This window comes from Mesorhizobium sp. M8A.F.Ca.ET.021.01.1.1, assembly GCF_003998025.1.
In the GTDB taxonomy this organism is placed as follows: Bacteria; Pseudomonadota; Alphaproteobacteria; order Rhizobiales; family Rhizobiaceae; genus Mesorhizobium.
Genome location: NZ_RZSJ01000730.1, coordinates 1 through 2658, shown reverse-complemented (window position 1 = coordinate 2658; position 2658 = coordinate 1). Strand labels below are relative to the sequence as shown.

The following is a 2658-nucleotide window of genomic DNA, read 5'->3' as shown; positions in this document are numbered from 1 at the left end:
CGTCAGCCATGCACCGGGAAAAGGCGGCTCAAGCAGCGACCTGGCCTTCGACGGCGCTGACCAGCGCGTCGGGGTCGAGCGGCTTGGTGACGAAGCCGCTGGCGCCGTGGGCGAGCACCGCATGGCGGGTCTTTTCCTGGCTGTCGGCCGACAGCACCATGATCGGCACCGGCGGTACGGAGGCTTCCTCCTCGTGGCGGCGGATCGCGGCAATGGCGTCCAATCCGTCCATGACCGGCATATGCAGATCCATCAGCACCACGTCGAAGCGGTGCTTGTGGCCGGCGCCGGTGACCGCCTCGACGGCAGCCTTGCCGTTGCCGACCACCTTGACGCGATGCCCGGCCTTCAACAGCGTTGCGCGGGCCAGCATGGCATTGATGTCGTTATCCTCGGCGATCAGCACGGACAGGCCCTGTTGGCGTTCGCCTGAGGCACGAAGCGCCGGTGCGCGGCGTTTTTCCGGCCGCGGCGGGGCGAGGACCGGCGTCTGGCTGCTCAAAAGGACACGCAAAAGTGTTCCTCCGCGCACCGGCCGGGCAAGGAATGTCGCGTAGCCGCTGGCACGAAACTCGCCAAGCATGCCGCGGTCGGTGGGTGCGATCAGCGTGACGGCTTCGCAATCGGTGAACCCATGCTGGCGAAGCCGCTTGAGCAGCTTCCCGTCACTCTCTTCCAGGGCCGCGTCGACCAGAAGCACGTCACAGCCGTCGGCAAAGGATGCGGCCTGGGCCACGGTGGTGGCGATGCCGGCCGCGCCGCCATTGGCGCGGATGGTGCGGGCGATGGCGTCGGCCTCGACGGTGTTCTTGGACAGGATCACGGCGCGTCGGCCGGCAAGCGCGTTCAGCCGGCCCTGCGGCGGCTCGGTAGCCGATATGGCCGGAATCTCGAAGACGAATTCCGATCCCTGGCCGAGCCGGCTGGATACCGAAATCGTGCCGCCCATGGCGGTGACCAGACGCTTGGAGATGGCAAGCCCCAGTCCGGCACCGCCATGCGTGCGCGTCGAGGTGCCGTCGGCCTGCTCGAACTCCTCGAAGATGCGCTCCATGTCCTCGTCGCGCAGGCCGGGGCCGGTATCGGCGATGGTGAAGCAGATGCGGTCGCTGGTCTCGGTGCGGGCGCGGGCGACGCTGACCAGCACGCCGCCGCTGTCGGTGAACTTGATGGCGTTGCCGATGAGGTTGAGCAGCACCTGCCTGACCCGGCCCGGATCGGCGGTGATCAATTGCGGCACATCCGGTTCGACATGGCAGCCGAGGCCGATATTCTTGGCGAAGGCGCGCGCGGCCATCAATTCGATGATGTTGTCGGCGATCTCGCGCACGGACATGGGCTGCGGTTCGGGATCGAAGCGTCCGGCCTCGATCTTGGAATAGTCGAGCAGATCCTCGATCAGGGCAAGCAAGGCGCTGGCCGAGGTCGAGATGGCGCCGACATAGGTCTGCTGTTCCGGCGACAGGCTGGTGTCGGCGAGCAGCTTGGCCATGCCCATGATGCCGTTCATCGGCGTGCGGATCTCATGGCTGACAGTGGCGAGGAAACGCGACTTGGCCTGGCTTGCGAACTCGGCCCGCTCGCGCGCCGTGATCATGGACGATTCGGCGCGCTTGCGGGCGGTGATGTCGCGCGCGATGGCGCGATGCGAGACGGCATCGCTGTCCTTGTCGCGCACGGACAGCTCGATCCAGGAGAACCAGCGCGGCCCGGATGGCGTGCGGATGGCGACGTCGGTGGAACTCAGGCATTCATGGTCGGAGAAAGCGGCATCGGGAACGATGCCGACCTCGATGCCGAGTTCGGCCAGCGTCTTGCCGGCAAGGTCGCGCTGATCGGTTTCGACAAGGTCAGCGAACACCTTGTTGGCATAGACGATGTAACCGTCGCGGTCGCGATGGATGACGAGATCGCCGAGCGCGTCGATGAGACCGCGAAAGCGCTCCTCGCTTTCCTGCATCTCCCACATGCGGTCGGCCAGCGTCTCGATCTCGGCGCGGTTGCGGGCGGTGGTTTCGTCGAGCAGGACCGTACTGCGGCGTACGCTGCGCCTGGCGTGCAGGTGCATGGCCAGGCCGGCAAGGCCTGTTGCCAGCAACGCAAGGCTGATGAAGACCGGCGCTCCGGTCAGGTAGGAGAGGCCGGCCAGCACCATGACAACGAAGGTCAGGATCGGCAGGCCTTCGCGCTTGGCCGGTTGCTGATCGGGCACCAGCGGCGGCGCGGCGATAAACCGCCGCGCCATTGCCGGCGCTTGCGCCGCAACGATGTCGTCGCCAGGGTCGGCCCGTTGGCTGTCGGATTCCGCGATCATGCGAAATCCTTGCCAGACAGACATTATGGAAAATTGCGGGGGATCGTTCGAATTTTAGCGGATCGGGGTTTTTGCCCCGGCGAAGACCGATTTGCCGCCCGATGTGGCAATTCCGTCCGGCCTGCGATCCCTCAGTCCGGTCACATGTCGACGACGACGCGACCGCGGATCTTGCCATCGACGATGTCGTGTGCCGCACCGATGATGCCGTCGAAGCCGATGGTCGTGGACAGGCTGGCGAGCTTGTCCACATCGAGATCGGAGCCGATGCGCCGCCAGGCTTCGAGGCGCACGGCCTTCGGCGCCATCACTGAATCGATGCCGAGCAGGGAGACGCCGCGCAG

General features: G+C 66.2%; 1 protein-coding gene and 1 pseudogene. Both read right to left on the bottom strand.

Features of this window, described 5'->3' with window-relative positions:
* Positions 1 to 28: 28 nt before the first annotated feature.
* Positions 29 to 2314: a PAS domain-containing hybrid sensor histidine kinase/response regulator gene (locus tag EOA36_RS32980; RefSeq protein ID WP_127280958.1), complete on the bottom strand. Its 2286-nt coding sequence runs from the start codon at positions 2312 to 2314 to the stop codon at positions 29 to 31.
* Between the two features lie 140 nt (positions 2315 to 2454).
* Positions 2455 to 2658, bottom strand: a pseudogene (locus EOA36_RS32975) (oxidoreductase); the annotation flags it as partial.